Raw genomic sequence first — 21,296 nt, forward strand, 5'->3', positions numbered from 1 at the left:
TCAGGCCGCCTTCAGTTCCAGCCGCTGGATTTTCCCGACGATCAGGAAATAGGCCAGGATGCAGATCACGCAGTGGGCGCCGACGAAGATCAGGGCCCCGTCGAACGAACCCGTCGCCTTGACGATGTAGCCGATGACGATCGGGGTCACGATGCCGGCGACATTCCCAAAGGTGTTGAAGATCCCGCCCGTGACGCCGGCCATCTCCTTGGGCGAGGTGTCGGCCACCACCGCCCAGCCCAGCGACGCCACGCCCTTGCCGAAGAAGGCCGCGGCCATGATCACGATGACCAGCCACTCCTGCTCGACGTAATTGCAAAGGATGATGCAGGTGGCCAGCACCATGCCCAGCAACAGCGGCGTCTTGCGGGCGATGTCCAGATTGCCGGTCTTCTTCAGCAGTGCGTCCGAGATCATACCGCCCAGGATGCCGCCGGCGAAGCCGCATAGAGCCGGCAAGGCGGCGGTGAAGCCCGCCTGCAGGATCGACAAGCCACGCTCCTTGACCAGGTAGATCGGGAACCAGGTGACAAAGAAATAGGTCAGCACGTTGATGCAGTACTGACCCAGATAGACGCCCAGCAGCATGCGGCTGGTCAGCACCTGCCTGACGTTGGCCCAGTTGAAGGCCGCGCCGTTGGCCGTGTTCTTCTCTTCCATCCGCACCAGACCGCCGCCGGCCTCGATGTAGTCGACCTCGGCCTTGTTGACGGCCGGATGGGCCAGCGGACTGTGGATCAGCTTCACGAACACCAGCGCCGCCAGGATGCCGACCACGCCCATCACCCAGAACACCGAGCGCCAGCCGAAGCTGTGGGCCAGCCAGCCCATCAGCGGCGCGAAGGCGACCAGCGAGAAGTACTGGGCCGAGTTGAAGATCGCCGAGGCCGTGCCCCGCTCGGAGCCCGGGAACCAGGCCGCGACGATGCGGGCGTTGGCCGGGAACGACGGCGACTCTCCCAGGCCCACGGCGAAGCGCATGGCGAACAACACGCTGGCCGCCATCAGGCCGGTGAAGAAGCCGGCGAAACCCTGCAGGGCCGTGAAGCCCGACCAGACGATCAGGGCGATGGTGTAGATCTTCTTGGAGCCGAACTTGTCCAGCAACGCTCCGCCCGGGATCTGGCCCAGGACATAGGCCCAGGCGAAGGCCGACAGAATGTAGCCCATCGCCACCGGATCAAGGCCAAGCTCCTTGGACGCCGACTGGCCGGCGATCGAGAAGGTCGCCCGGTCGGCGTAGTTGATCGTGGTGATGATGAAGAGGACCGTGATGATCAGCCAGCGCACCCGTGTGCGCCTGGTGGAATCGGTCATACGCATCCCTTCCCTTGTGGGCCGATCTGTCGTCGGCATCGTTCAGGGTGACGCTAGAGGCGCCCGCCCCTCAGGTCTAAGTCAATTAGCCTATCGACCGATCCACGGGCGACATGGATCGAGGCCGTTCGTGTATCGAAGTATGTCCAGATCGGGCTTTGGGCGGACTTCCATCGTTCTGGAATCCTCAAAAACGGATCCAAACCGGGCCTCTCGCGAAGCTTGCCCTCTCGATCCGTGCCGAAAGCGCATCAGTCCATACCTGATTGAGATTGGCCCTGGACGAAAACCCGCTCCTATCCTGAAGCCAACAAAGAAGGTGGTTCGACCGCCTTCGGATCGAAAGAGACCCGCGACACGCGGGCACTGGGAGGGATGATGTCGATCAACCGCAAACCCGCGCGCGCCGTCTTGGCGTTCAGCGCCTCGGCCCTGGCCTTGACGCTGGCGACCGCCGCCGCCGCGCAAGACGCCCCGGCCGCGCCCGCCTCCGACGAGGTCGAGGCCGTCGTCGTCACCGGCTTCCGCGCCAGCCTGCAGAGCGCGATGAACCTCAAGCGCAACGAAACTGGCGTTGTCGACGCCATCAAGGCCGAGGACATCGCCCAGTTCCCCGACCTGAACCTGGCCGAGTCCCTGCAACGCATCCCCGGCGTCTCGATCTCGCGCATCAATGGCGAAGGCCGTCAGATCACCGTGCGCGGCCTGGGTTCGGAATACACTCGCGTCCGCATCAATGGCATGGAGGCCATCTCCACCACCGGCGGCACCGCCAATAGCGGCGGCACCAATCGCGGCCGCGGCTTTGACTTCAACGTCTTCGCCTCGGATCTCTTCAACAGCATCGCGGTGCGCAAGACCGCCTCGGCCGATGTCGAGGAAGGCTCGCTTGGGGCCACGGTCGACCTGACCACCGCCCGCGCCTTTGACACCCGTAAGCCCCAGCTCGTGCTGGCGGTCGGCGGCAGTTACAATGACCTCTCCGAGAAGGCCACGCCGCGCGTCTCGGCCCTGGCCAGCCGCACCTTCTTCGACGGCAAGCTGGGCGCCCTGTTCTCGGTGGCCTACGAAGAGCGCCACCTGAAGGAAGAAGGCGCCAACATCACGCGCTGGACCTATGGCGGCAGCAATGGCGGCTTCAATTCGGCCTCGACCGTGCCGGGCTACACCATCGCCCAGATCAACCAGAACGACGCGGGTGGCATCTTCGCCCCACGGATTCCGGCCTATGTCAGCTACGACATCAACAACAAGCGCCTGGGCCTGACCGGCACGCTGCAGTTCAAGCCGGACGCCGACACCGAGATCACCTTCGACACCCTCTACGCCTACCTGGAAGGTACGCGAAAGGAAGCCCAACTGCAGGCCATCGGCCTGTCGCGCGCCACCACCGGCAAGCCTCAGACGATCATTCGCGATGGCGTCGTCGTGGGCAAGGATCTGGTCTATGCCCGCATGGACAATGTCGATCTGCGCACCCAGTCGGCCTATGACGAGCTGAACACCGAGTTCAAGCAGTTCACCCTCTCGGCCAAGCGCAACATCGGTTCGCGCCTAGTGGTCGGCGCCCTGGCTGGCTACGCGGACTCGACCTTCACCCAGCCGGTCTCGACGATCGTCACCTTCGACCGGGCCAACAGCGCCAACTACGTCTACGACTTCCGCGACTCTCGCCCGCCGAAGATCGACCTGGGTTTCGACCCGACCAATCCCGCCAACTGGTCGGCCACCAACGGTACGTCGGAAGTCCGCATCCGCCCGCAGTTCGTCGAGAACCAGTTCTCGACCGCCAAGCTGTACGGCGAATGGGAAGCCAACCAGAACCTGAAGATCAAGGCCGGCGTCGACTGGCGCAAGTTCGAGTACGATAGCTACGGCGCCTACCGCACCAGCGAGACGGTCAGCCAGACCCTGACCCCCGCCGAACTGGCCTCGGTGTCCAAGGTGTTCAGCGGCTTCGGCAAGGGCCTGGACATGCCGACCGGCAACGCCACCGCCTGGCTCGTGCCCGACATCGACAAGTACGCCGCCTTGCTGAACATCTACAGCAACACCGGCATCTACGCCCTGACCAGCACCAACAACAGCTCGGCGCGCGGCCAGTATGGCGCGGTCGAGGAGCAGGACACCGGCGCCTACGTCCAGGCTGAGTACCGGTTCGAAGCCTTCGGCATCCCCTTCCGCGGCGACGCCGGCGTGCGCCGCATCCACACTCAGCAGGAGTCGGCCGGTTATGCCGCCGTCGCCGGCTCGATCCGGCGGGTCGAGGTCAAGCGCGACTACAATCTGACCCTGCCCTCGTTCAACCTGGCCGCGGACGTCACCGACACCTTCGTGGCCCGTCTCAGCGCCGCCAAGACGATCGCCCGCCCGGGCATCGGCTCACTGTCGCCGGGCGGCGACGTTTCGGTGCAGGGCGCCAACCGCAACTACAGCTCGGGCAACCCATTCCTGCGGCCGACCCAGTCCAAGAACATCGATGTGTCGCTGGAATGGTATCCGTCGTCGGGCACGATGCTGGCCGCGGGCTTCTTCTTCAAGCGCATCGACACCTTCGTCACCACCCTGCGCCGCGAAGCCGTCTACAGCACTCTGGGCCTGCCGGACTCGCTGATCGCCGGCACCGGAGCCACGTCGGACATGGTGTTCCAGGTCACCCAGCCGGTGAACTCGGACGGCGGCGACCTGAAAGGCTTCGAGCTGAACGTCCAGCAGCCCTTCACCTTCCTGCCGGGCTGGCTAAGCCATTTCGGCGCCATCGCCAACTACACCTACGTCGCGTCCAAGATCCAGTATCCGACCACGAACCTGCCAGGCGCGATCACGGTCACCGACACCCTGACCGGCCTGTCGAAGAACGCCGCCAACCTGACGCTCTACTACGAGACCCCGGAATGGAGCGTCCGTGGCTCGCTGGCCTATCGCGGCGGCTACCTGACCCAGGTTCCTGGCAGCGACGGAAACACCATCCAGGGCACCAACTCGACCCTGAACGTCGACATGCAGGCCAGCTGGAACATCCGCGACAACCTGAAGCTCTCGGTGGAAGGCGTGAACCTGACCGACGAATTCAACGACCAATACGTCGGCGATAGCAACCGCCTGAACGTCTACACCCACAGCGGCCGCCAGTTCATCGTCGGCCTCCGCTATAGCTTCTAGACCCGCGCTTCCTCCCCGCTCTTCGGGCGTCCTTCCTTACCCCCCGCCCGGATATACTCGCGCCGCCTCTCCTCCCGGAGGCGGCGCGTTTTGTTTGCGCGGGCCGCCAGTATTTCCCGAAAATGAGGAGAGAGAAGGCCGGCAGCACTCACTGAACGCCGCCGGCTAGGTGCTCGTCGGTGGGGTGACGAGAGGGCGCGGACACTACGTCGCCGGGACCGCTCAGGGCAACCCCGCTCGCCCCATGCGTGAAGCTTAACCGTAAGGCGCCTTTGCTTGGGCGCCGACGCCGTTGATCGGTCTAAAGGCTGCGCAGCCATGCCCAGACGTCGTCCGGCCGCTCCAGCACCGAGAGGCCTTCCCCCCGCGCGGTCTCGCCGACGCGGCGCAGGCGACCCGGCGTGACGCCGAACCGGGCGCGGAAGGCGCGGCTGAAATGGGCGTCGGACCGAAAGCCGTGCCGATAGCCGATCTCGCCCAGCGTATGCCGCTCGGCGCGGTCGTGTAGAATGGCGTCGAAGGCCTGGTCCAGGCGTCGCCCCTGGATGAAGGCGCTGACCCCGCCTACTGGCTCGAACGCCTTGTAGAGCAGGCTACGCGACACCCCGAGGTGACGGCGGACGGCTTCGGGCGACAGCTCGACGTCGTCCAGATTGCGCTCGACGAACCGCCGGCCCGAGGCCAGCAGCATCTTCTCGACAGGGCGCGGATCGTCAGGAGCGGGCGCCGCGTGGGCGGCGATGGCGCCGCCGATCAGCGCCACGATGGCCTTGGCGGCGGCCTCGGCGTCATCCGGCGTCATCCGGTCGAGCACCTCGCTCAGCGCCTGGAGGTGCGTGCTCAGCAGGTGACCACTGACACTGTCCTCGGACACCACCAGACCATGGAAATCCAAACCGCCCTGCCCTTCCAGCAAGGCGCGCGGGACCATCACATAGAGCGAGCGGTAGCCGCCCGTCGATATGTCGAATGGCCGGGCCATGTCGACTAGCCGGATCTGGCCCATGTGGCCGCCCGCGGCGCGGCCGTCATACTCGCCGCGCCAGCCGCTGTCCTCCAGTTCGACCACCACCATGACCGTGTCGCCGCCGTCGATCAGGATATGCGACAGCTTGCGCTCGAACCGCTGTGGCACGCCCGAGCACTTGGCCAGGACGACCGCGCCCAGGTGATAGGCTTCCAGGCTGTTGAAGAAGCTCGCCTCGGGCGACCGCAGCGTGATGTCGAACAGGTGCGCGCAGCCCTTGCGATACTGCTCGAACGCGTCGTCCTCGTCCTGGGCGTCCAGTAGCCAGACATTTCTACGCAAGGCGGAATCGGACAAGGACATCTCTAAAGGCGGGGTCGGGGACCGGCGGACAATAGAACGTGGATTTCCGATCAATGACAGCCCCCGTCACCTTGAGCGAGAACCACATCCGGCAGCACGCTAGATGTCGGTGGGGCATGGCGTGCGACGCGAGTGGTCGTCGAGCCCCGCCGGCTCGACGACCCGAACGCATCCGTCAAATGAAATTCAGACGACGCGGCCAGGCCTCGAAGGCGTCGGGCCAACGCGAGGCCGGATTGTCGGCCGCGGGCTGAAGCCGAAACCGTGGCCGCCCTACGGTGGCGTCGTGACGCGTGAGGGTGGCGGCGGCCAGGCTCGGGGCCAGGGCGCCCGTCAGCGCCCGTCGGTTCGCAGGTCTCGCACGTTCGTCTCTCCCTCTAGTTAGGCCGCCCGCTGAGTTGGCCGAAACGATAGGCCGGCTCGGTCGCGACCACGTCGGCCGGTCGCGGGGTGGGATCCCCGGCCACGGCGCCGTCCAGCCCGCGACCGGTGACATTGTTGGTCGCCAGCCTTGGCCCTTCGGCGATCGTCACGTTGATGTTCTTCAGGTCGACATTGCGCAGATTGGCCAGGCGGATGCCGCGGTTGGCCGTGCCGGTGATGTCGCGCAGCACCAAGCCGTCGACCGGCTTGTCGGGATGGACGTTCACGGCCTCGACCAGTACCGGCGCGTCGGTCACCTTGATGCGCTCGAAGACCAAGTTGCGCACGGTCGGGATGCCGGCGAGGCCCGGGACCGGGAACTGGTCCTGCTTGCCGCTGTCCAGGAAGTTCAGGCGCAGGAAGCCCTGTCCAGTGTTCGAGACCTCGAGGTCGCGCATGACGATGTCCTCGATGAAGGCCCCGCGCCCCGGACGGCTCTTGATGTAGATCGCGAAGGTGTAGGCCGAGAGGCACTTGCAGCGCTCGACCAGCACCCGGCGCACGCCCGCCGAGGTCTCGCTGCCGATGCCGATGCAGGCCCAGCGACGGTCTCGGAACACGCAGTCCAGGATGGTGACGTCCTCGGTCGGCCGGGCGATCATGTTGCCTTCCAGGCCGCGGCCGGACTTCAGCGAGATGCAGTCGTCGGCGACGTCGAAGTCGCAGCGCTCGATCAGCACGCGGCTGCACGAGTCGACGTCGACGCCGTCGGCGCCGCCGTGCACGGTGACATCGCGGAACACGACGTCCTCGCAATAGACCGGGTGGATCGACCACATGTCGTTCTGCTCGGTGCGCAGGTCGGTGACGCTGAGGCCCTTCACCTCGACGAACTCCAGCAGCGCCGGATGGCGGTAACCGGTGGCCGTCTCGATGCGCCGCTTGATCGCTGAGGAGGCGACGATCTGGCCCTTGCCGGTCAGCGCGACGTCGTAGGCTTCCCGCGCCCAAACCAGGCCGACATAGCCTGGCACGAAGCGGCCCTCCCAGCGCACCTGCACCACCGGATAGTCGGCGAGATCCGGCGAGCCTTGCAGAGTCGCGCCGCTGTCGATGCGCAGGGTGGTGCGCGAGCCAATGCGGATAGCGCCGCTCAGATAGGTCCCGCCGCTCAGCACCACCTCGCCGCCGCCGAGCATGCCGCAACGGTCGAGGGCGGTCTGGATCGCCACCGTATCCTTGGTTACGCCGTCGGCCTTGGCCCCGAAGTCGCGAGGATCCAGCACGACAGGGTTCTTCAGCTTTCGGACCGGCAGCGCGGGCCGGGCGGGCGTCTTGGCCTTCGAGGCTTGGGCCTGCACCGGCAAGGCGGCGCTAGCAGCGGCGAGGCCGATGCCACCGACGATCAGGCGACGGGTGGCGGAGACTGGGCTTTGGCTCATGGAAGTCCCTAACTCACTGAACTTGTTACGCGGGCGGCTGGGCCGGCTGGCCGTTGATGCGCACGTTCTCGAAGGTCGGGCCCTCGACGTGCTTGACCATGTCGGGCCGCGAAACGCCAGCAGGCACGACCACCACCAGCCTTAGCGGCCGAGGCCAGGAGATGACGGCGAGAGACGCTCATGGCGACACCAGCGGATCGCGACCGCCCCTCCAGGTCCAGCGCACCCGCTCGCCCTGCCCCAACTTGCGATCGGCGGCGCGAACGAAGGCCAACTCCTTGTCGAAGGCGGCTTGGGTCAAAGGCGCGCCCACGGCGTCGGTCGGATTGATGAAGATCACCGGGCGCGGGAACGCCGACAGCGCCAAGTCGCCCAGCTCGTAGCGTCGCAGCACGCCGGGCGGCAGCACCTCAGGCAGTTCGCGTTGAATCGGCTGGTCGACGGCCAGGCGATAAGCCGCCAGGCTGTTGTCGGCGTAGATGGCCGCGACCCGGTCGTCGATCGCGCCCAGGTGCAGGGCCACCGGCCCCAGCGCGCCGAGGCCGTAGACGCTGATCGCCTTGGCGTCGACGTCCGGCCGCGCCGTCAGCCAGTCCATGGCCCGCACGGCGTCGTCCAGGCGCAGGCCCAGCGGCGTCTTGTCGACCAGCAGCATGCGGGTGGCCAAGAGATTCCAGTCGCCCAGGACGCTGGCCTTGATCTCCTCGGTCCCGCCGGCGCCGCGCGCGACCAAGGTCAGGACGACGTGGCCGGATTTGGCCAAGCGCGCGGCCTCGGCCTTCACGGCCTGGGGTTCACGGGTCAGGAGCAGCACGGCGGGCTTGCGGCCGCCACCTTCGGATAGGCTCAGGATCGCGTCGGCCCACTGACCGTCACCGACCTTGAACCGCAGCGCGCCGTTCGGACCTTCCGTGACCTCGGGCGGCGCGCCGCCGGGCTTGGCCGTGGCCAAGGTCACCGCGCGGATGTCCGCCGCTAGCCGCTGGCGCAGGGCGGCGACGTCGGCGGCCGAGGCCACCGTCGGCCGCTCGGCCATCACCTGCTTCAGGCGCTTGGCGTTCAGGCTCTGAATTGTCTCGCCGCCGATGGAGGTCGAGATCTGGCCGGTGGGCGTGACCCACAGTTTCTCGGGCGCGATACGCGGGGGCTGGATGAAGGCGCGCTTGTCCGGCTCGTTCTTCAGCCAGCGGGTGAAGAAGGCGACGATCTCCGAGGCGATCGGCTGCAAGGCGCCGTGGCCGCCTGGGCCGTGGATGAAGCTCAAGCGGTCCTCGGCGCCGTACAACGCGTAGACGCCCCGCGCTTCCTTGACCGCCTTCTTGGCGCCCTCGAACGGGAACATGTCCTCTGTGGTCGAGACCACCGCATAGGGTCGCGGGGCGGCCAGCTCGACGAAGTCGGGGATGTCGAGGCCCGCGGCCAGGAAGCCGGGGATCGACTGCTCGCCGTCCTGCGGCCCGACGGTCGACAGCAGGTGGTTGAAGTCGGTGACATAACAGGCCGTGGCCGTGGCCTTCACTCGCTCGTCCAGAGCCGACAGGAAGGCCGTCAGCGTGCCGCCGCCCGAGCAGCCGAACGCGCCCAGGCGCTGGGCGTCGACGTCGGGGCGGGCGGCCAGGTAATCCAGGCCCCGGATGGCGTCCCAGATGAAGTAGCGCGAGACATGGTCGCCCACCGGCGCGGTCTGCCAGAAGGCCAGGCTGTGCTCGCCCGTCGGCCGGCCCACCTTCGAGGCGCCCAGCTCGGGATCGTAGTGCTGCAGCCGCTCGCCCTCGGCGACGATGTCATAGGCCAGCACGATCATGCCGGCCCGGGCCAGGTTCACGGCGAAACCACGGTTGCCGATCTTGCCGTCCAGACCGTGACCGGGCGCGACGATGATGGCCGGAAACGGCCCCTTCCCCGCCGGGACATAGAGGTTGGCGGTGACGTGATAACCCGGCAGGCTGTCATAGGTGACCTTCTCGACCTTGAAGCCGTCCTCCAGGACGACGCCCCAGGTCTTGGCGGCCAGGGGTGTGCGGGTCTCGGGCAGGCCGCCGATCAGCTTCAGGATCGTGGCGCGGTTCCTGGCCTTGCGGGCCTCCGCGTCGGCTTGGGACTTCAGGCCCGCGACCGCGCCCTCGCGCGCCTTCAGGCGTTCGCGGGCCAGGCCGTCGATATAGCTGGTGAGTTCGGCGCGGCCGCCGCCCGGTGTATTCGGAGCCGGCGTGCTCTGGGCCAGAACCGGCGCGGCGGACATGAGCAGCAGCGCGGCGGCCGCGCCATAAGCGGTCTTCATACTGGGCGCCCCAATGAAGAATGGACGGCCGGTCTTCGCCGGCCCTCCCCCAAAGGCAAGAAAGGGATCAGAAGCTGTAAGGCAGGCCGACGAAGTACTGGCGACCGCTTTGGAAGTCGTCGCTCAGCCGTTCGCTGGCGGAGTCGCTGTAGGTGAATTCTTCCGAGAGGCCGCGAACCGACAGGTTGCGCCCTTCTCCGCCGTCGCGGGTGATGGCCACGCCCGGCGCCCGCTGGATCGCTTCGGACAGGTTGTTGTCGGGGAACTTGGCGATGCCCTCGGCCACGATCGAGTCGACGGCGGCGGCCAGCGGCGCCCGGCGACGGCGCACGGTCGCCGACGCCCTCCAGCTCAAGTTGCTCATTTGGTTTCTCCCTCCCAAAAGCGCCCGTCGCTCTTCTCAAGTCGACGTACGGGCGCGATGACCTCAGACCCTCGCGCGTGGGGCCCCAACCAAGAGACGGGAGCTGACAAACGTCGGCTTCCTTGGACCACGGCGGGCTTGTTCCCTGGCGATAGCGATGACGAAGGGGGCGGTCGACGCATCGGCGCGACATGCGAGGATGAACTTGGTCATCAGCTCCCCCCTTTCAATGATACCGGTGTCATACAGCGACGCCGCGCACCCGTTTTTCTTTGCGCGACGAGAGTCACGACGCGCTTGAGACAAAACTTCGGCAAACCCGAACCCGTGTCAACGCATTGCTGCCAGCGCTGGCAAAAAATGGGCTTCGGACGGCGCCCGGTCCCAGGTTTGGGACCGGGTCGGGCGAAAGACGCGGATAGCGCGTGAAGTCAGACCGTCGCATTAGCTTTAGAACAGTCTGCCCTGCCCTATCGGCTCAGGACATGGGTCCGCAGATACTGGCCATAGGCGCTTTTCCCGAGCGCATCCGCCAGCTTCTCGAGTTGCGCGGCGCCGATGAAGCCCTTCTGGAAAGCGACCTCTTCCGGGCAGGCGATCTTGAAACCCTGGCGTTTTTCCAGGACACGCACGAACTCCGCCGCCTCAAGCAAAGAATCCGGCGTGCCCGTGTCCAGCCAGGCATAGCCCCGCCCCATGATCTCGACCGCCAGGTCGCCACGCTCCAAATAGGCCCGGTTCACGTCGGTGATCTCAAGTTCGCCGCGCGCGGATGGCTTCAGTTCACGGGCGATGTCGATGACGTCGGCGTCGTAGAAATAGAGACCGGTGACCGCCCAGTTCGACTTCGGCGACTTGGGCTTCTCCTCGATCGACACCGCCTTCATCTGGCGGTCGAACTCGACCACGCCGTAACGCTCGGGATCGTTGACGTGATAGGCGAAGACGGTGGCCCCGCGCTCACGTTTCATCGCGTTGGTGAAGAGGTCGGTGATGCCGTGGCCGTAGTAGATGTTGTCGCCCAGGATCAGCGCCGACGGGCTGTCGCCCACGAACTCGGCGCCGATGATATAGGCTTGCGCCAGGCCATCGGGGCTGGGCTGGACGGCGTACTGGATCTCCATGCCCCACTGGGAGCCATCGCCCAGCAACGCCTGGAAGCTGGGCACGTCGCGCGGCGTCGAGATGATCAGCACCTCGCGAATGCCGGCCAGCATCAGGGTCGACAGCGGATAATAGATCATCGGCTTGTCGTAGACCGGCATCAGCTGCTTGGACGTCACCAAGGTCATGGGATGCAGGCGGGTGCCGGAGCCGCCGGCCAGGATAATGCCCTTCATGCGCGGGCTCCTTGAGAGTTCAGTTCGGGCGAGTTCAATTCAGTGATGATGTCGGCCACGGCGGTCTGCCAGGGCCGAGGCTGGACGCCATAGTCGGCGGTGAGCTTGGCGGTCGACAGGCGCGAGTTCTTGGGGCGGCGCGCCGGTGTTGGATATTGCTCGGACGGAATGCCTTCGACTTCGGCCGAGGGGCCGTCAGCCGCCGCGCTAAGGCGGAAGATCTCACGCGTCAAACCGGCCCAGGTCGCTTCACCAGCATTGACGAAGTGGTAGACGCCGGTCGGCGCGCCCTCGTCGGCGATCAGGCGCAAAACGATGATCTTCAGCACCTCGGCGATATCGGTCGCCGAGGTCGGGCAGCCATGCTGGTCATCGACCACATGGAGCGCCGGCCGATCGGCCGCCAGTCGCAGCATGGTCTTGAGGAAGTTGGCGCGATGAGCGCTCAGCACCCAGGCCGTCCGCAGCACGACCGAACGCGGATTGCCCAGCCGCACCGCCATCTCGCCGGCCAGCTTCGAAGCGCCATAGATGCCGATCGGCGCGACCGGATCGCTCTCGACATAGGGCTCGGCCTTGTCACCGTCGAAGACGTAGTCGGTCGACACTTGGACCAGCGGAATGCCGCGCTCGCGGGTGATATCGGCCAACAAAGCTGGGCCGCCCGCGTTGGCCGCGAACGCCCCGGCGACCTCGGTCTCGGCCTTGTCGACGGCGGTCCAGGCCGCGCTGTTGATCACGGCCGCGAACGAGACCTTGTCGAACAGAGTCTGGATCGACGCCGCATCGGTCAGGTCCAGCTCATCGCGTGTCGGCGCATGCAGGACGACATCACTTGGCCAGGTCGCGCGCAGGAGCTCCAGACCGACTTGGCCGGCGCCGCCGGTGATCAAAATATGGATAGGCTGCAAACTCATTCTGTGTTCAGGGGACGGCGCTGAGCGCCTCGCGGAAAAACCCTCTACGAAACAAGGGACCTCCCGCAACCTCCCCTCATCATCCTATTCTTGGCATGCCCCTGCCAGGAACCGGCATAGCCGAAGAATCCGAGCTTTCCCAGATCGCCGTATCCTCTGGTTTCGGCGAAGGCTCGTCTCGGCGTCGGCAACCGCCTTACCGATGCCGTGGCCGCGACCTCGGATCGCGCGCCAAAAATGCCCGCCCATACGCCAAGATGATGAAAACTCTTCGTTCCTCGATGCTTTGCCTTTAAGCCCCCTTCGCAATAACGCCCTATCAGGGGCAAAGACTAAAACGTGGTGGGGTTTATCTTGGCTTCGATCTATCCGGTGATCCTGTGCGGTGGCTCAGGCACGCGACTTTGGCCGGCTTCGCGCAGCGATCAGCCCAAACAATTCCTCAAGCTGGTCGGCGACCGCTCGTCGTTCCAGGAGACCGTCCTGCGGGTGAAGGACATTCCCGGCGTCGCCGAGATCGTCATCGTCACCGGCGGAGCGATGGTCGACTTCGTGGCTCAGCAGACGGCCGAGATCCATACGCGGGTTACCATCCTGGTCGAACCCGAGGCCCGTGATAGCGCCCCAGCCGTGGCCGCCGCCGCCGCCTATGTCGAGAGCCTGGATCCGGACGGGGTCGTACTGATGCTGGCCGCCGACCACCACATCGCCCAGCCCGAGATCTTCGGCGAGGCGGCCGTGATCGCCGCCAAGGCGGCCGAGAGCGCCCTCATCGTCACCTTCGGCGTTCAACCCACCGTGCCCGCCACTGGCTTTGGCTACATCCGCCCCGGTGACGCGTTGCTGGACGGTTCGGTCCGCGCCGTCGCGGCCTTCGTCGAAAAGCCCGACCAAGAGACCGCCGAGCGCTACCTGCTAGAGGGCTATCTCTGGAACAGCGGCAACTTCGCGTTCAAGGCCAGCACCCTGCTCGGAGAATTCGAAGCTTTCGAGCCGACCGTCGCCGCCGCCGCCAAGGCCTGCATCGCCGCCCTTGAGCTGGAAGCCGGCGTCGGCCGCCTGGACCGCGAAACTTTCGCTCAGGCCAAGAAGATCTCGCTCGACTACGCGGTGATGGAGCACACCCGAAAGGCCGCCGTCGTGCCGGCCGCCTTCGCCTGGTCGGATCTGGGCGCCTGGGACGCGATCTGGGAAGCCTCGACCCGCGACCACGACGGCAACGCGCAGGACGGCGACGTCGACCTTCACCAGGCCACGGGTGTTCTGGTGCGTACGACAGGTCCCTATGTCGGGGTGATCGGGATCAGCGACATCGTCGTCATCGCCGAGCCCGACGCGGTTCTGGTCTGTCACCGTAAGGACAGCCAGTCCGTGAAGACCCTGGTCGACGGCCTCAAGGCCAGGGGGCGCTCGATCGCATCGCGTAAGACCGCCCACCCCAACGGCGTTGAAACCCTGGTCAGCACCGACGGCTTCGACGTCGCGCTGCGCCGCGCCCCGGACGGCGAGACGGTCATCCTGCCAGCCTCTAACGTGCAACTGCTGCAAGGCGGGCTGGAGATGAATGGCGACATCTATGTCGCTGGCGCGATCATCCCGCTGGAGACAGAGGTCCGAGCCCGCGCCATTGGCCCGGCGACGCTGCTCGTCACGACCTCGCGCTGACCCGGACGCGTCCACGAGAGCGCACTATCCTTCACTGCCCCCTTCCGGGCCGAACGCCTCGGCGGCATAGGTGCGCAACTGGCCGGCGATGTCGACCGGCCAGGTCTGGATCCGCGCCTCGAAGCCCGCGTCGTCGCCGGCGAACAGGGCCCGCATGGCCTCCTCGAAGCCCGTCAGGTCGCCGCCGATAGCCGAGGCAAAGCGGTAGGCCGCCTCGCGGGCCGCGCGGATGCGGTCAGGTCCCTCGCTCTCGCGGCGAGCCGCCTCGACCAGTTTGCGCAGCGCCACCGACGCCCCGCCCGGTTGAGTAGCTAGCCAGTCCCAGTGACGCGGCAGCAGCGTCACTTCGCGGGCCACGACACCCAGCTTGGGCCGCCCGCGTCCGCGCGGCGCTTCCTCGGGCATCGCCAGACGCGCGGCCAAGGCGTCGGGTCCGCCGCTGAGGTCGAAGTCCACGCCGCGACCATCCGGTCCGAATATAAGAACCGGAGCCTCGCTCACCAGCCGCTGGGCCGCCAGGGCCACGGCCAGACGCGAGCCGATGGCCACGCGCGTATGACCATGGAACACCACGTATCGTTCTTCCATCACATCAATCCCGTGGCGCTCAAAGCCGCGATCCAGCGCCCGCGGCGCTCTTTCAGTCGACTGTCGCGGCCGAACCTGTCCAGGCCCTCGGCGTCGATCGTCTCGACGGGTTCGAAGGCGAAGGCCTCGGCGCCATGTTCGGCCCATGCCGCCTGTAGAGACTTGTCACGATGCGAGCCCAGGCGCAGCGAGAACCAGATGCCGTTCTGGCGCGTGGCGAGATCGACCGTCGAGCCGACCCACGCGTCGCCAGTCGTCAGACAGCGCACGACATAGATGCCGGCCTCGACCTTGCGCTCCTTGTATGCGCGCAACAGCGCCTTGCGTCCGGACATGCGCACCTCCTGTGGCGCGCTTTTACCCGGATGAAATACGAAGTCAATAAGACCCGGGTAAATTACCCTTGGCTGGAGCGGTAGGGGATATAGCCCCGCTCGACCATGCGCCGCGTGGCCTCATACACCGCCGATAGCTCATCGTAAGCCGAACGCAGGTGGGCCAAGCGCGCGATCTGCGCCTCGGACAGCGACGCCCCCGCGTCGGCCATCGACGCGGCCTCGGCTACCCATTTGGCGCGGGCGGTGGCGGCCGCGACCGCCAGGCGCTGGAAGCGCTCGGCGTCGACGTGGGGAATCGTCGCGCCCAACACAGCCTTGTTCGAGGCGAAGGCGGTATAGTCGATCTGCTCGAGATAACCTCGCAGACGACGCTGGACCTGCGGATCGACGTCGCTGGGCTCGAAGTGGTCGCCCGTGCGTCGGGTGCTGGAAGTCATGATCGCCATGACGGTCTCCGATCCGGCCGGGAATTGGCCGCTCAGGCCTCCAGAGTGCGCCTCACAGTTTAAGGAGCGATTACAGCTTGATTGCTAACGCAGGGGTTGATTATCGAGTCAACCCTAGCTGATCAGCTTGCGGAAGTTGATCCGCACCGTCCGGCCCAGCGGGTCCAGATAGTCCTTCTGGTAGGCCTGGGGCGTGGCGCCGTTCTGGTCGCGGACGGCCTGCTTGGTGTCGAGGATGTTCTCGAAGTTCAGCGACACCTGCGCGCCCTTCAGGATCGGGAACTTGTCGACCGCCTTCTTGCGCGCCGGAACGCTGAAGTTGGCGAAGACGTTCACGCCCACGGTGGCGAGGTCCGAGAAGTAAAGGGTCTGGCCGCCGGTCGCGCCGCCATTGACCCAGGTCGAGGCCTTCCAGGCGCCGTTGAAGCGCACGCCTAGACCGTCCTTGAAGTAGCCCCCCTGGACCTGGACCTCGTTCCTTGCCTGGCCGTTGCGGGCGCTGATCGCCGAGCCGTCCAGTTGGTCCAGGGCCGGCAGGCCCTTGCGTATGGTGATGTCGTCGGTCAGGCGCCACGTGTGGTAGACCGACAGCTGGAAGATGCCCTGCCCAGGCCGCATCATGCCCGGAGGCGGGCCGCCGCCGCCCGGACCACCGGGGCCGCCGCCCATGCGGATCATGCCGCCACCACCACCCGGTCCGCCGCCGAAGCGACCGCCGCCGGGGCCACCCGGTGCGCCCGGCGTCGGCGCGCCGATCGGCTTGAACAGGTTGAAGCCCCAACGGATGTTCTCGTTCTCGGCGCTGGCGAAATTCACCGGCCGGGCGTCGATCGCCAGCAGGCGGCCCGTGGCGTCGCGGGTGAAGCGCTCAGGGAACGCGGCCTCCAGGTCCGGCGTGATGGCCGGGAACGAGGCGATCATGTTCTTGGTCCGCGCCCGCGTGTAGGTGGCGTTGAAGGTCAGCTCGATCTTCTCGATCGGTTTGTAGTTCAGGCCCAGCTTCTGGACCTGGCGGTTATCGTTGCGCAGCGCGGCGTTGCCGCCGTCGGTGCGGGTGATGATCACCGTCTGACCGGTCGTGAAGTCGAACACCGAGACGTTGGGTGTCACGACCACCGGATCGTTGACCTGGTTGGTGGTCGGCGCGCCTTCCTCGTCGGTGAAGCTGGCGATGAAGCTGATCTTCTTGATCGGGCTCCAGTTCAGGCCGCCGCCCAGGGTGGTCAACCCGCCCAGGTCCGACAGCTCGTCATAACCGGCGTTGAAATTGACCGACAGGTCGCCGGCCTTGGCCAGGAAGTTCTGGCGCGCGCTGGTCAGCGGCAGGTTGAAGCTGCTCTGGATGCTTTCGGTGGTGCGAGTGATGTCCCGCTTCGTCGTCACGCCCGAACGGACGGTCTCCGAATCCAGACCCTTGCTATTCGCGCCGACCTTGAAGGTGGTCTGCGCGGGACCGGCCGGCAGCTGGAACAGATTGCCGTTCAAGACCAGTTCGGCGCTGGCCGAGGTCGAGACCGAATGGGCGGTGTCAGGCGCGGCGGTCTTGTAAAGGCTGGGCGAGATGTAGCCGAACGGATTGACGTTCGGGTCGCGCGCCGTCACCGCCGCCTGGAAGGCCGTGGTGTCCAGACCCCGGCCCGTCGTGGTGTCGGTGGTGGTGCGGTCGAAGTCGCCGGTGACGTTCCAGCGCCAGTCCTTGATCCGCCCGTTGGCGGCCATGCTGGCCTGGGTGCGCAAGGTGTCGACGTCGCGGGCCATGGCGCTGGGCGCGTCGATGAAACGATAGCCGGTCACGGCTTGCGAGAACGGCGAGAACGGGCTGCCGGCCGGCAGGTTGAAGGTCACGCCCGGCAGGCCCAGCAGCGAACGGCTGCTGCCGTCCTCGATATTGCCGCTGACGGTCAGCTGGGTCTGCTTGTTGAGATCCAGGCTATAGGAGCCCTTCAGCGTGGCCTTGTCCGACTGCGAGAGCAGCGAGCGGTCGCGGGTCAGGTCGCCGGTGTTGTACCGGTTGGCGCTGGAGACGAACTCCGACAGGCCAGCGCGGCCGACCAGGGCCGAACTGGGCACGCCGGCGAAGGTCACCGGGTTTCCGGCCAGGGCCGACAGGGCCGGATCCAGCTGTGCGCCGCCGATGCCGCTGACATTTCCCACCAGATCGAACGGCTGGCCGTTCGGCGAGCGGATGATGTCGCGATCCTTCTCCAGCAGGTACGGGTCGTGCGAGACCTGCAGGTCGAGGTTCCAGCGCTTGTCGCCATTGATGTGCACGCGGTTCGCGCCGGCGTTCGGGTCGATGCGGCCGCCATCCGTGGCGACCGTGGCCGCCACCTGACTCATCAGGGCGCTGTAGTTCTTCTTCAGGATGATGTTCACGACCCGCTGGTCGGCCTTGTAGCCGTAGCTGAGCGCGACCTCTTCCGGCAGTATCTGGAACTTCTCGATCGCCTCGGGCGGAATGCCCTGGATCTCCTGGAAGCCCGAGATGCGGCGGCCGTTGACCAGCATCACCGGCCCACCACCGCCGTCGCGGCCGCGCGTGCTGGTGGTCTGGGGCGTCAGCATGGTCAGCAACTCGCCGATGCTGGCGGCGCCGAAGCTCTGGATCTCGGCCTCGCCCAGCTCGATCTCGGGCTCGATATTGCCTTCGACCTTGCCGCGCGGGTCGGCCTGAATGGTCAGGCCCTCGACCTCGTTGGGGCCGTCATCCCTGGCCGGTAGGACCTCCGGCTTCTTCTGCCCTTCCTCGCTAGCGACGACCTCGGCCGGAGCGGCGAGCGGCGCCAGGGGCGCGGTCGCGGCGGCGGTCGTGGGGTCGAGCGCGGCGGCGGCCAGCCCGTAGAGAAGGACGGTCGAAAGGGTCATACAGGCCCGCGGAACAGGAGTGACGGAAGACGCCGGACATGCCGCCGCCAACGCTGGGTTGTCGCTCCTTACGGGCCTGAGCCCCACCTCGCAACGCCCCCCAGCGTTAAGAAAAGGCAATGCAGCATAAAGCGCACACTGGTGTGTCCCACGGCGCCCTTATTGCGCTCTGAGCATTGAAATATCGTCACATTTTCGGCAACGGCATGTTGCGCGGGAAATGATGTTACAAATGAGAAACAAACTGCGCCGTTAGGTCGCGGGCATTCGATCCTGCTAGGACGGGGCGTCGCTCGCGGGACTGGCCACGCGAGCGACGCAACCAGAACGCGCTACTTTTCCAGGAAGGGCTGGAAGCCGCCGTAGATCATCCGCTTGCCGTCGAACGGCATGTCGGATTGATAGGCCTTCAGCCGCTCGTCGGCCATGACCTTGGCGTTGATCTCGTCGCGGCTGGCGCGGTCCTTGTAGGTGATCCACGAGAAGATCACGATCTCGTCGTCCTTGGCCTGGACGGCGCGTGGGAACGAGGTCAGCTCGCCATAGGGCACGTCGTCGGCGACGCACTCGACGTAGGACAGCGCGCCGTACTCCATCCAGACTTCCGCGCCCAGACGGGCCATCTCCTTGTAGGCGTCCAGCTTGTCCTTGGGGACCGGCACCAGGAAACCATCGACATAGGCCATCACGTTCCTCCTTGTGATCGTCGTTGACGGACCAAGGACGTGCGAAGGCGACCGGTTCCGACAGCCTATCGAACATCCTCGCGAATTTTCTGCATCAAGCTCCGGATGGCCTTGGCGTGGCCGCCGTTGAGGTCCGCCTCCGGGAACACCTCCAAAGGCGTCTCCGGGGCCAAACCCCGACCCTCCAAGTCCTCGCCCTTGGGATCCATGTAGATCTCGACCGGCAGGCCCAGGGCCCAGCCGTTCGGCAACGGCTTGGGCATCTGATCCGAGAACGCCCCGCGCGTGGTCGCCCCCACCTGCTTCACGTTGGGCAGAGCCTTCATCATCAGGGTGAAGGTCTCGCCGGCGCTGACCGTGATGTCGCTGGTGACGAGATAGACCGGGCCGGTGAAACGCGCCCCGCTCGCGGGCTCGACCCGCACCGGTTGCAGCGGCGCCTTGGCCCCGACGCCGACCTTCGAATAGGCCAGGTGCGACTGGTCGGTGAAACGGCCCGCGACACGCGCGCTGATGGTGTCGTAGCCGCCTCGATTGTTGCTGACGTCGACGATCACCGCCTTGGCCCCCGTGAAGGCGGCGATGGCCTCGTCCAGGATGGCGTCCAGCGGCCGAGGATCATCCGGCGCGGCGTTGCGGGCGAAGGCGCCCATGGTCACCAGGTTCAGGTAGCCGATGTCGTCGACGCGGCCCCAGAACACGCGGTTATTGCCGGCCTGGCGACCCCGGCCTTGCAGGACCTGGGTCAGGACCCCCTCGCGATAGGCCTGCAGCCAAGCCTTCTCGTCACCAGCCGGATCGGCGGCGCGTACGCGCATCAGGGTCGGGGCGTCGCCAGGCTCCAGGTCGCGGCGAGCGCCGTCGACCATGCCGTGCAGCTCGACATGCGGGTCATCCAGGCCGGCCAGCAGGTCCGACAGGGCGGTCCACAGCTGGAACTCAGAAGCTGTCGGCGAGACCTTGGCCAGCCCCGCGGCCTTGCGCGCTTTCCAGTCGATGCCCGGACGCGGATAGAGCTCGGCGAAAGCGTCGGCGGTAAAGGCGACAATACGGTCCGGCGTCCAAGCCGCGGCGCTGATGCAGGCATTGTGGAGGTTGGGCAGGCGGTCGAACAGATAGCGTGTGCCGTCAGGATCGCCGGTCAGGGAAATCACCCCCTGCCCCTCGGGTCGCCATTGGCTCAGCACGCCGTCGGGATCACGCTCGTTACGCGGATCGGGATAGCAAGCCTCGCCGGCCGTCTGGAACAGCTGGGCGCCGTCGGGCCCGAACTGGACGATCCAGCCATAACCCCGCGACTTCCACGCACCCCGCAACTCGGCCGCCACGGATCCGCCCTTGGCCTGCACAGGCCAGAACGGGCTTCCGGCCCAAGCCGGTGTTGGGAAGGCGGGCGCGGCGAACGACACAACGGCGACGGCCGCCAGGAGACTCAGACGTTTCATGGGCGCGACGGTGAAGATGTCTCCCCCGCCGCGCCAGTGAAATTGTGGTCAGTCTCGCGCGGCGCTCTTCTTCTGCTGGAAGGCGGCGATCGCGTTCTCGACAGCGATCTGCTTGCCAAGAAACCTGCCAGACCGTTCCTCTCGCGTGCCCTCACGCGCCGTCCGAGCAGCCTCGTGAAGCGCTTTCTCGACGCGCTCAATATCGAAGATCGGTTTTGTCACGGGCCTAACTCTATCAGCTTCAAGCCATCCTTGCCACTCCGCCACACTTGCCAGATGTCGACGATTGGCTTGTAGACGCTGTCCAAATACTCAAGGCTTCTAGGGAAGCGGCGGCGAATGTCATCTTCCGGAATGTCGTGCCCGCCCAACTCCACCCGCCGCCGAACCCGTTCGATCGACTGCTCGACGTCGGCGAGCCGGAGATAGACCAACTCGACGCGATAACCCGATGCGCGCCATGCCATGACCCGCCGAGCATGGGAGAGAGTGGCCAGCGTGGTCTCCAGCGCGATGTCGCGGCGCTGGGCCGTCAGCGTGTCCAGCAGCCGCAACATTTGTCGACCAGCCAAGAGGTCGGCCGTACGCCCCGCGCCTCGCCCGCCGATCCGACGCGCGATCTCGTCCGCGTTGACGAATTCGAACGCCTCTTCCCGGTCGGCAAGCAGAGCGTTGGCAAGGGTGGTTTTGCCGGCGCCGTTCGGACCAGCGATGATCAGCACCGTCGGCATGTCGCCTCCCCGATGC

Annotated in this window: 16 protein-coding genes; 2 read left to right on the forward strand and 14 right to left on the reverse strand. The window is 66.3% G+C overall.

Going from position 1 to position 21,296, the window contains the following annotated elements; genetic code table 11:
* Window positions 1-1,317, reverse strand: coding sequence for an MFS transporter (locus tag ACW173_RS22620; protein ID WP_492082302.1), 1,317 nt, complete (start codon window positions 1,315-1,317; stop codon window positions 1-3).
* A 378-nt stretch (window positions 1,318-1,695) separates the two neighbouring features.
* Here ACW173_RS22620 and ACW173_RS22625 point away from each other — a divergent pair, with 378 nt between their 5' ends.
* The gene (locus ACW173_RS22625; protein WP_492082303.1) at window positions 1,696-4,479 is read left to right on the forward strand and encodes a TonB-dependent receptor; all 2,784 of its coding nucleotides are present in this window, start codon (window positions 1,696-1,698) and stop codon (window positions 4,477-4,479) included.
* 301 nt (window positions 4,480-4,780) lie between these two features.
* Here ACW173_RS22625 and ACW173_RS22630 read toward each other — a convergent pair whose 3' ends face one another.
* The 6 genes from ACW173_RS22630 to rfbD form a co-directional block, all read right to left on the reverse strand.
* A complete protein-coding gene (locus ACW173_RS22630; RefSeq protein WP_492082305.1) occupies window positions 4,781-5,809 on the reverse strand; it encodes a helix-turn-helix domain-containing protein in 1,029 nt (342 codons plus the stop codon).
* Window positions 5,810-6,186: 377 nt separating this feature from the next.
* Window positions 6,187-7,614, reverse strand: a complete 1,428-nt coding sequence (locus ACW173_RS22635; protein WP_492082306.1) for a glycoside hydrolase family 28 protein — start codon at window positions 7,612-7,614, stop codon at window positions 6,187-6,189.
* 178 nt (window positions 7,615-7,792) lie between these two features.
* Entirely contained in the window at window positions 7,793-9,895 is a 2,103-nt protein-coding gene (locus ACW173_RS22640) for an alpha/beta hydrolase family protein (protein WP_492082308.1), read from the reverse strand.
* Between the two features lie 67 nt (window positions 9,896-9,962).
* Window positions 9,963-10,259 carry a TonB-dependent receptor plug domain-containing protein gene (locus ACW173_RS22645; protein WP_492082309.1) on the reverse strand — a complete coding sequence of 99 codons (297 nt, stop codon included), beginning with the start codon at window positions 10,257-10,259 and terminating at the stop codon, window positions 9,963-9,965.
* A gap of 470 nt (window positions 10,260-10,729) precedes the next feature.
* Window positions 10,730-11,599 (reverse strand): glucose-1-phosphate thymidylyltransferase RfbA, encoded by an 870-nt coding sequence (gene rfbA / locus ACW173_RS22650; protein WP_492082310.1) that lies wholly within the window; start codon window positions 11,597-11,599, stop codon window positions 10,730-10,732.
* On the reverse strand, window positions 11,596-12,516 hold the full coding sequence (rfbD, locus tag ACW173_RS22655) for a dTDP-4-dehydrorhamnose reductase (protein ID WP_492082312.1): 921 nt from the start codon (window positions 12,514-12,516) through the stop codon (window positions 11,596-11,598). The genes rfbA and rfbD overlap by 4 nt, the downstream gene beginning before the upstream one ends.
* Window positions 12,517-12,870: 354 nt before the next feature.
* Here rfbD and ACW173_RS22660 point away from each other — a divergent pair, with 354 nt between their 5' ends.
* A complete protein-coding gene (locus ACW173_RS22660) occupies window positions 12,871-14,181 on the forward strand; it encodes a mannose-1-phosphate guanylyltransferase (RefSeq protein WP_492082313.1) in 1,311 nt (436 codons plus the stop codon).
* A 24-nt stretch (window positions 14,182-14,205) separates the two neighbouring features.
* On the opposite strand, the gene ACW173_RS22665 is transcribed toward ACW173_RS22660, so the two are convergent.
* The 7 genes from ACW173_RS22665 to ACW173_RS22695 all read right to left on the reverse strand — a co-directional run bounded on the left by ACW173_RS22665 (window position 14,206) and on the right by ACW173_RS22695 (window position 21,280).
* Complete coding sequence (locus ACW173_RS22665; RefSeq protein ID WP_492082314.1) at window positions 14,206-14,769, reverse strand: DUF2239 family protein; 564 nt, start codon at window positions 14,767-14,769, stop codon at window positions 14,206-14,208.
* Complete coding sequence (locus ACW173_RS22670) at window positions 14,769-15,104, reverse strand: GIY-YIG nuclease family protein (protein ID WP_492082316.1); 336 nt, start codon at window positions 15,102-15,104, stop codon at window positions 14,769-14,771. Before ACW173_RS22670 ends, ACW173_RS22665 begins: the two co-directional genes overlap by 1 nt.
* Window positions 15,105-15,166: 62 nt before the next feature.
* On the reverse strand, window positions 15,167-15,553 hold the full coding sequence (locus ACW173_RS22675; RefSeq protein WP_492082318.1) for a hypothetical protein: 387 nt from the start codon (window positions 15,551-15,553) through the stop codon (window positions 15,167-15,169).
* A 114-nt stretch (window positions 15,554-15,667) separates the two neighbouring features.
* Window positions 15,668-18,418, reverse strand: a complete 2,751-nt coding sequence (locus ACW173_RS22680; protein ID WP_492082320.1) for a TonB-dependent receptor — start codon at window positions 18,416-18,418, stop codon at window positions 15,668-15,670.
* Window positions 18,419-18,750: 332 nt separating this feature from the next.
* The gene (locus tag ACW173_RS22685; RefSeq protein ID WP_492082321.1) at window positions 18,751-19,104 is read right to left on the reverse strand and encodes a DUF1428 domain-containing protein; all 354 of its coding nucleotides are present in this window, start codon (window positions 19,102-19,104) and stop codon (window positions 18,751-18,753) included.
* A 65-nt stretch (window positions 19,105-19,169) separates the two neighbouring features.
* Complete coding sequence (locus ACW173_RS22690; protein ID WP_492082322.1) at window positions 19,170-20,549, reverse strand: S41 family peptidase; 1,380 nt, start codon at window positions 20,547-20,549, stop codon at window positions 19,170-19,172.
* Window positions 20,550-20,767: 218 nt separating this feature from the next.
* A complete protein-coding gene (locus ACW173_RS22695) occupies window positions 20,768-21,280 on the reverse strand; it encodes an ATPase (protein WP_492082324.1) in 513 nt (170 codons plus the stop codon).
* Between the last annotated feature and the right edge of the window lie 16 nt (window positions 21,281-21,296).

The organism is Caulobacter sp. ALps2 (genome assembly GCF_058681635.1).

Bases quoted from the DNA above. Each gene is read 5' to 3' on its own strand.
- ACW173_RS22620 (WP_492082302.1), bottom strand. From the start codon at position 1,317: ATGACCGATTCCACCAGGCGCACACGGGTGCGCTGGCTGATCATCACG.
- ACW173_RS22625 (WP_492082303.1), top strand. From the start codon at position 1,696: ATGTCGATCAACCGCAAACCCGCGCGCGCCGTCTTGGCGTTCAGCGCC.
- ACW173_RS22630 (WP_492082305.1), bottom strand. From the start codon at position 5,809: ATGTCCTTGTCCGATTCCGCCTTGCGTAGAAATGTCTGGCTACTGGAC.
- ACW173_RS22635 (WP_492082306.1), bottom strand. From the start codon at position 7,614: ATGAGCCAAAGCCCAGTCTCCGCCACCCGTCGCCTGATCGTCGGTGGC.
- ACW173_RS22640 (WP_492082308.1), bottom strand. From the start codon at position 9,895: ATGAAGACCGCTTATGGCGCGGCCGCCGCGCTGCTGCTCATGTCCGCC.
- ACW173_RS22645 (WP_492082309.1), bottom strand. From the start codon at position 10,259: ATGAGCAACTTGAGCTGGAGGGCGTCGGCGACCGTGCGCCGTCGCCGG.
- rfbA (WP_492082310.1), bottom strand. From the start codon at position 11,599: ATGAAGGGCATTATCCTGGCCGGCGGCTCCGGCACCCGCCTGCATCCC.
- rfbD (WP_492082312.1), bottom strand. From the start codon at position 12,516: ATGAGTTTGCAGCCTATCCATATTTTGATCACCGGCGGCGCCGGCCAA.
- ACW173_RS22665 (WP_492082314.1), bottom strand. From the start codon at position 14,769: ATGGAAGAACGATACGTGGTGTTCCATGGTCATACGCGCGTGGCCATC.
- ACW173_RS22670 (WP_492082316.1), bottom strand. From the start codon at position 15,104: ATGTCCGGACGCAAGGCGCTGTTGCGCGCATACAAGGAGCGCAAGGTC.
- ACW173_RS22675 (WP_492082318.1), bottom strand. From the start codon at position 15,553: ATGGCGATCATGACTTCCAGCACCCGACGCACGGGCGACCACTTCGAG.
- ACW173_RS22680 (WP_492082320.1), bottom strand. From the start codon at position 18,418: ATGACCCTTTCGACCGTCCTTCTCTACGGGCTGGCCGCCGCCGCGCTC.
- ACW173_RS22685 (WP_492082321.1), bottom strand. From the start codon at position 19,104: ATGGCCTATGTCGATGGTTTCCTGGTGCCGGTCCCCAAGGACAAGCTG.
- ACW173_RS22690 (WP_492082322.1), bottom strand. From the start codon at position 20,549: ATGAAACGTCTGAGTCTCCTGGCGGCCGTCGCCGTTGTGTCGTTCGCC.
- ACW173_RS22695 (WP_492082324.1), bottom strand. From the start codon at position 21,280: ATGCCGACGGTGCTGATCATCGCTGGTCCGAACGGCGCCGGCAAAACC.